The 7,449-nt window shown below is 63.4% G+C and carries 3 protein-coding genes; 1 reads left to right on the forward strand and 2 read right to left on the reverse strand.

Going from position 1 to position 7,449, the window contains the following annotated elements:
- On the reverse strand, positions 1 to 3,344 hold a 3,344-nt coding region (locus tag ACTS1Z_RS01335; protein ID WP_442622633.1), incomplete at its 3' end, for a glycosyltransferase family 2 protein.
- The gene (locus ACTS1Z_RS01340; protein ID WP_442622634.1) at positions 3,344 to 4,417 is read right to left on the reverse strand and encodes a universal stress protein; all 1,074 of its coding nucleotides are present in this window, start codon (positions 4,415 to 4,417) and stop codon (positions 3,344 to 3,346) included. The genes ACTS1Z_RS01340 and ACTS1Z_RS01335, both read right to left, overlap by 1 nt.
- A gap of 218 nt (positions 4,418 to 4,635) precedes the next feature.
- Here ACTS1Z_RS01340 and ACTS1Z_RS01345 point away from each other — a divergent pair, with 218 nt between their 5' ends.
- Positions 4,636 to 7,269: a cation-translocating P-type ATPase gene (locus ACTS1Z_RS01345; protein WP_442622635.1), complete on the forward strand. Its 2,634-nt coding sequence runs from the start codon at positions 4,636 to 4,638 to the stop codon at positions 7,267 to 7,269.
- Positions 7,270 to 7,449: the final 180 nt, after the last annotated feature.

Raw genomic sequence — 7,449 nt, forward strand, 5'->3', positions numbered from 1 at the left:
GCAACGATCTGGGATATGAGCGCTTCGATCGCCGGGATGTCGGTATCGCAAATGGCTGTCAGCCCCTCCGGGCTGACATCCGCATCGGTTTCCAGCGCGGATAGCCGATCGCGCAATGCCGCGAGCCGGGACCGGACGCCAGCCGCGCCGTTGGGCAGATCTCGCACCGCCCCGTCCAGCAGGGCGAGCACGTCGGACAGGCCAGACCATCGCTGCGGTTCTAGCGCCTCGTTCCCGGCCGCCTCGCGCAAAGTCTCGGCAAAGGCGATCAGGCTGACCGCAAGATTGCCGCTATCGACGGTCGACACATAGCGCGGCTCGAGCGGTTTCAGGCTTTGCGTATCGTACCAGTTGAACAGATGGCCGCGATAGCGCTCCAGCCGGGCGAGGCTTTGCAGCGTGTTCTCAGTGCGCGCCGCCAGCTCGGCGCGTCCGATATAACCGAAATCCCAGGCCGTCGCCGTCGACAACAGCATCATGCCGATATTCGTCGGCGACGTCCGATGGGCGATCTCCTCATGCGGTTCGCCCTGATAATTGTCAGGCGGCAGCCAATTGTCCTCCGGCCCGGCAAAGGTCTCGAAATAGAACCATGTCCGGCGGGCGAGCGAGCGGAGGAAGAGGCGGTCGTCGGCGTCGAGCGGCATGAATTCGGATTTGCGCGGCGCGCCGATGCGAAAGGTGATTTCCGGAGCGGCTATCCAGAGCAGGAGCAGCGGCAGGGCCGCCAGCAGGCCGCTGGGCCGGACGAGCAGCAACAGCACGCCGATGGCGAGCGCAATCGCCGGCGCCAGCCACATGCGGCGCCAGATGGCGGACCGGCTGCTTTGATCGGCAAGTCGCGCCGCAACACGCGCCGCCGTGGTCCATTCGAGAAGCCGGCGGCGCGTGACGAACAGCCGCCAGAGCGTAATGGCAACGGCATGCAGCGACAGAAGCCCCTCATGCAGCAGATAGACGATCGCAAGCAGCCACCGGCCGGCCTGGTCCGAAAGCCGCGACAGGATATCCCGGGCGGCCCCGCGCCGCCGCCCGCGAGCCAGTCCGCTCACCAGATCGGTGACGAGCTGACCACCGGGCGCGAAGGCGACCAGCGCCGTCCAGAACCAGGGCTGCCCGGGCAGTATCAGCCAGCCGGCCAGCGCCAGCACGAGCAGCGACGGAGCGATAAGACTGCGCCGCAAATTGTCGATGATCTTCCATCGGTCGATCCCTGCAAGCCGGTTTCGGACACGCGATCCGTCGGCCGCCGGAACCGATGGCCACAACCAGGCCAGCAACTGCCAGTCCCCGCGTATCCAGCGATGCAGGCGCTGGGCATATTCGAGATAGCTGGCCGGGAAACCTTCATAGAGGACGATATCAGTCGCGAGCGCGACGCGCCCATGTGCGCCTTCGAACAAGTCGTGGCTGAGAATCCTGTTTTCCGGCACACGGCCGTCGACGCTGCGATGAAAGGCACGGACATCGTAGATTCCCTTGCCGACGAATATGCCCGCACCGAACAGATCCTGATACACGTCGGACACGGCGCGGCTGTATATGTCGATCGCCGTGTCACCGGTGAACAGCCGGGCGAAGAGCGAGCGCATGCCGCTCTGCGGCGAGATTTCGACCCGCGGCTGAATGATCGAATAGCCGGCGGTAACCCGTCCCGTTTTCTCGTCGATGCGCGCCGTGTTCAGCGGATGCGCTAGCGCCCCGACCAGCCGGCCGACCGAACCGGGCGGCAGCATCGTATCGGCATCGACGGTGATCACGAACCGGATCGCTTCGAGCCCGGCCCGGCTTCCGACATGGGTCGAAAAAGGCGAAAAGTCGCCGTCGACGAGCAACCGGTTGAACTGTTCGAGCTTCCCGCGCTTGCGCTCCCACGCCATCCAGCAGCCCTGCGCGGCGTTGTACTGCCTCGGGCGGACCAGCAGATGGAAGGGGCCGGTGCCGTTCCGGCCGTGCCGGTCGTTGAGCGTCCGGATCGCCTGTTCGAGAGCCGCTTCGATTTCGGCATCGCCAGGCATCCGCTCGTCCCCGGCATCGGCGAGGTCGGCCAGCAATGCGACCTGAAGCCTCGGATCGGCATTGGCGAGCCAATGGGTCTCGGCTTGTTCGGCGAGCCGCGGCACCTCTTCGGGCCTGGGCACGATCACCGGAATCGCCACGATCGTGCGGCCGTCACGCGGCAACCGTTCGCTGCTATCGAGCTTGTAGAGGACGCGCGGCGGCAGCAGCTGCGTAATGCCCCAATGCACAACCGTTACCGCCAGCACGGTCGACGGCACGGAGGCCAATGCCAGTCCGGCGATCCATCCAAGAAGGTCGGCACCCGCCATATACAGATAAGCGGCAGGCAATATGAGCGCTCCGGCGATGCAGAGGGACATGATGAGCGCATAATAAATGCCGGGATGCGCCAGGACGTGGCGGCGTATGCGATCTCCAGCCGGGAGCCGGACGTCCAAATGCGTTTCGAGGTGCCGTCGCCGGTCACCCACGAGCCAGTGTCCGACATGCCGGGGGCTTTTCGCATGTCCGGCTGATCGGGCCTGCCGGACCGCTTCCGCCGCTACGTCAACCTCCCGGAAGGAACCGTACCGCGCCAGCTCCTCCACCGCATGGCGGTACAGATCGCGGGATTCGAAATCCATGTGACGATAATGGTCGGACGGATCGTCGCGGAGAATTTCTTCGACCCGGCTCGTCTGATCGAAAAAATCCTTCCAGGGGATCGCGGCGATGACCCCGAGATTGGCGATGGCGCGCGCGACCCGCTCGGTCGCGTCAAGCGAATGCGGATCTTCCGCCCATTGCGACGGCGGAAATGGCGTCCTGACACCGCCGTCGATCAACTGAGAGAAGGCTGCTACCAGTATCTCGAGACAAGCGATCCGCAGCATGGTCGGAAAGGCCCAAAGCTCCGAGATCAGCAGCGGCTGACGATCTTGGTAGGCGCACACATAGCGTACCGCACTGGTCAGCGATACCTGCAGATGCGTAACCCGCAGCAGATCGTGCGCCATCGCGAATATGCGTGGGGCTCGGCCGAACTCCTCGCCGGCCAGCGCCGGCAACCGCTCATAGAATTTACCGGGCAGGTCCTGCTTGATCTGTCTTAGCGCGCGGTGGATCTGATAGTCGTTGTCGAGCAACCATTCCGCCGCCTTGGTCGCATCCGGCGGCGGATCCACACAGGCGAGCCGGACGTCGTCCAACCATCCGTGCGTCTGGCCGAGCGAAGCCCATGCCGGTATCGCCGTCGCCGGCGTGTCGGCCAACACATGATCTCCGCTGAGCGTTTCGGCCGACGAAACGAGCGACCAGGACAGGTCGGGAGAGTCGTCCGCCACTAGTGCGCGATTTTGAAGTCCTGCACCGTCGTGCCGAACGGCGATTCCGGTATCGGTGAGGCGAAACCATGGGCAAAGCTCGGCCGCACGATCAGCAGCGGCGTCGAGGCGTGGGTCGCGAGATATTCCGTCACGCTGCCACAGGGAATATCCGGCAGTCCGGTTTGGCCGTGAGACGATAGGACGGTCAGATCGATACGCTGCTCGATCGTCAACCGCCGCAAATGGCTGCGGGCATCTCCTTGCGGGCCGACGATCGCGCTCGCCGCCAACCCTTCATTCAATAATATGCCGCGCAAGCCTTCCAGATAATTGCGGGCATGGCGTTCGTGATGCATGCGCAGCATCGCCAGCAATTCCGCTTCCCGTTGCTCTGCCGAATTGACATCGATCGCTTTCAGTGTCGGCAGGATATGGGCGAGAACGATCTCGGCTCCATGCGCGCGGGCGATCCGCTTGGCGATAGGCAATACGCTCTCCGCGCGGCTCGATCCGTCAAGCGGCACCAATATCCTGCGATAGTCCACGGTTTCGCGGATCGAGTCCGTCGCCGGAACCAGCAACAGCGACGCATAGGCCTTGTCGAGCAATTGCTGCGCCGTTCGCCCCAGGCTCGACGGCGCCAGCTTGCGATCCCGGCTGGTGGATAGCGCGAGAAGCGCGATATTGTGATCCTCGGCCCAGCGGTTCAGTTCGTCTGCAGGCAGTCCCGTCAGCAAAAGGCTGTCCATATCCACCGGCGCGCCGGCTTCATGCGCGACAATGTGGTTCAATTGATTCTGGCTTTGCGCGCGCCGCAATTGCCATTCTATCGGATCGGCAGGCGACCCGGGATGCTGGGCCTTTTCGAGTACCCGGGCGAGCGTCACCGAAAGACCGAGACCCCGCGCCACCGCTATGGCATGGCGGACGACGGCGGGGCTGGTCGGCGCATCGTCGACGCACGCCATGATCCGGCTCTGCATTTCATTCTTGCCCGCGTATCGACCATCATCGGCGGAAGCGGGACTCTCGTGAAAGAACAGCGCCGGGGTGGGCTGATCGGGCTTTTCGTCTGACTGTATTCCGGCCATATCCACCTCCATCGAAAGCACAGAAGTGTCGAAATTTGTGCAACTTGCACCATCGGCTACTGGCAAAGGCCTGGCTATAAGGGTTCCCCCGTAATCGACCGATCGAAGCGGGCGATCATACTCCGACTGGCGACGCTTCCAGAGAGAGCTTTCGGCGTGGTGCCGATTGATTGACGGATATCAACGGCGACATCGCAGAGGCTGGTAGACTGGCAACCATGCCCGTCACGGTCGCGAACACAGGGAGCCCGGGTCGCAAGGGGAAAGACGGCCCCGCGCGTATTTCAGACAGGCAGGATGCGCGCTGGCACGCATGCGATGCGGATGCGATCGCCGACATATTCGGAACGGATCCGGAAAAGGGGCTGACCGCCAGCGAGGCGGCCTCGCGGCTTGCGAGCGACGGGCCCAACATACTGCCCGAGCCGAAAGGCAAGTCATGGTTCCGCCGCTTCATGACCCAGTTCAAAGACGTCATGATCCTGGTGCTGCTCGGTGCCGCGGGGATCGCCGCGCTGATCGGCGAAATAGCCGACGCGGCACTGATCGCGGCGATACTGATGCTCAATGCGGTCATCGGCTTCGCCCAGGAAGTCCGCGCAATTCGAGCCGTTCGCGCCCTGAAAGACCTCGTACCGCAAAAATCGATAGTGATCCGCGACGGGAGGCGGGAAAGCGTCGACGCCACACAACTCGTACCCGGCGATATCGCCGCGATAGCGGCGGGCGGACGCATACCCGGCGATATGCGACTGATCAGCGTCGAGGATCTGGAAGTCGACGAAGCGCCATTGACGGGCGAATCGCTGACACGGCAGAAATCGGCGGCCGTCGCCGCAGACGAAGATCTGGCTCTGGGCGATCGGACCAATATGGCGTTCAGTGGAACCCTGGCAACACGAGGGTCGGCCCTGGGGATCGTTGTTGCAACCGGGACGCATAGTGAAATCGGCCGGATCGCCTCCACGCTGCAGGGCCGGAGCCGCCCGGCGACACCCCTGCAGCAAAGGCTGGCACGGATCAGTCGCCGGATAGCGATCGCCGCCATTGTGATCTGCGCCAGCCTGTTCGTGACCGGGCTGATGATCGGGCATCCGCCCCTCGTGATGCTGCTGACCGCAGCCAGCGTTGCGATTGCCGCGATACCGGAAGCCCTCCCTGCCGTCGTTGCCGTCCTGCTCGCCGTCGGCGCGCGGAAGATGGCGCGGCACGATGCCCTGATCCGGCGCTTGCCTGCCGTGGAGACGCTTGGTTCCGTCACCTATATCTGCACGGACAAGACCGGCACGCTGACCGAAAACCGGATGGAGGTGGCCGAGATCGAAAGCGACGATCCGGCTGAACTGTTCACGGCGATGGCGTTGTGCACCGATGTCGGCGGCGCGGATGCCGGCGAAAAGCATGGCGAGCCGACCGAATTCGCCATTGCCGAATTCGCGGCCGAGTCCGGTTATGAACGCGCCGATCTCGAGCACGCCAAGCCTCGGACAAGAACCTTCGCCTTCAGCTCGGAACGCAAACGCATGACGACCGTCCACCGGACGGATGATGGTTATATCTGCTATATGAAAGGGGCGCCGGAAGTATTGCTGGCATCCTTTCCCGAAGGACGCAGGAAGGCCGAGACTCTGGCCGCTTCAGGCCTGCGCGTTCTCGCCTTCGCCCGCAGGCTTTCGGCCTCGCCGCCGATGATAGACGATCCGCAGGACGGTTTCGAAATACTCGGTCTTGTTGGACTGATGGACCCGCCCCGCGCCGAAGCCGCTTCGGCGATCGCGGCGTGCCGGACCGCCGGGATAACGCCTGTCATGATCACCGGCGATCATCCGAGGACCGCAGAGACGATCGCCCGACGGATCGGACTGGTAAGCGACGGTGCAACAGTGATCACCGGCCCAGAACTGGCTAAGCTTGGCGATGCCGAACTGATGGACCGGGTCCTCGATACCGACATCTATGCGCGCGTGGATCCGGCGCAGAAGATCCGGATCGTCAAGGCCTTGCAGAACCATCGGCAGTTCGTTGCGATGACGGGCGACGGGGTGAACGACGCGCCAGCCCTCCTGCACGCCAATATCGGCGTAGCGATGGGACGAATCGGAACCGATGTCGCCCGCGAGGCGGCAGATCTGATCCTGCTCGACGACAATTTCGCGTCGATCGTCGCCGCCGTGCGCGAAGGGCGACGGATTTTCGACAATATCCGCAAGTTCATCCGCTATGTGCTGGCCTGCAATCTGGCCGAGATACTGACCTTGTTCGTCGCCCTCGTCCTGGGGCTGCCGCTGCCGCTTCTGCCTCTGCAGATCCTGTGGATCAATCTCGTCACCGACGGAGTGCCGGGACTCGCCCTGGCGGGTGAGCCGGCCGAACCCGATATCATGAAGCGGCCTCCGCACCCGCCGAGCAGCGGTCTGTTCGACAGCAAGATGTGGCGCCATATCGCGATCATGGGCACCTTCATGGCGATGGTGACCATCGGCGTGCAAATGGCCGCGCTCGATGCGGGTAACGAGAATTGGCAGACCATGGTGTTCACCGTTCTCACCTTTCTTCAGCTCGGCCAGGCGATCGCCGTGCGATCCGACCGGCGGTCGGTCTTCCTGCTCAATCCGCTGAGCAATCCCGCGCTTGTTTTCGCGATTGTCCTGACGGTTATTCTGCATTTGGCCGTCGTCTATTCGGCGCTCGGCAATGCGCTGTTCCACACAGCCCCATTGTCCGCCGCCGAACTGGCGATCTGCGTGCTGGTATCGCTCTCCGGCCTCGCCTTTTCCGAGCTTCTCAAAACACTGCGCGACGGGTTCGCTTCAGCCAATAAACGTTGGAAATCTCGGCCCGACTTGCGCTGAATCAAACCATTTGGCCACAATGGCGCTAGTCAATTCCAATCACGGACCTTTCTGGTTGGGAACGCGTGGCGGAAACGGCGGCAAATAACGATGGATCGGCGGCGCAGCCAGCCTTCCGGGCCGTAGGCCTGCGCAAGACCTACGACATGGGCGAAACCCAGGTCCATGCGCTGCGCGGCG

Origin of the sequence: Parasphingopyxis sp. (genome assembly GCF_052168295.1) — a bacterium.
Classification (GTDB): domain Bacteria; phylum Pseudomonadota; class Alphaproteobacteria; order Sphingomonadales; family Sphingomonadaceae; genus Parasphingopyxis.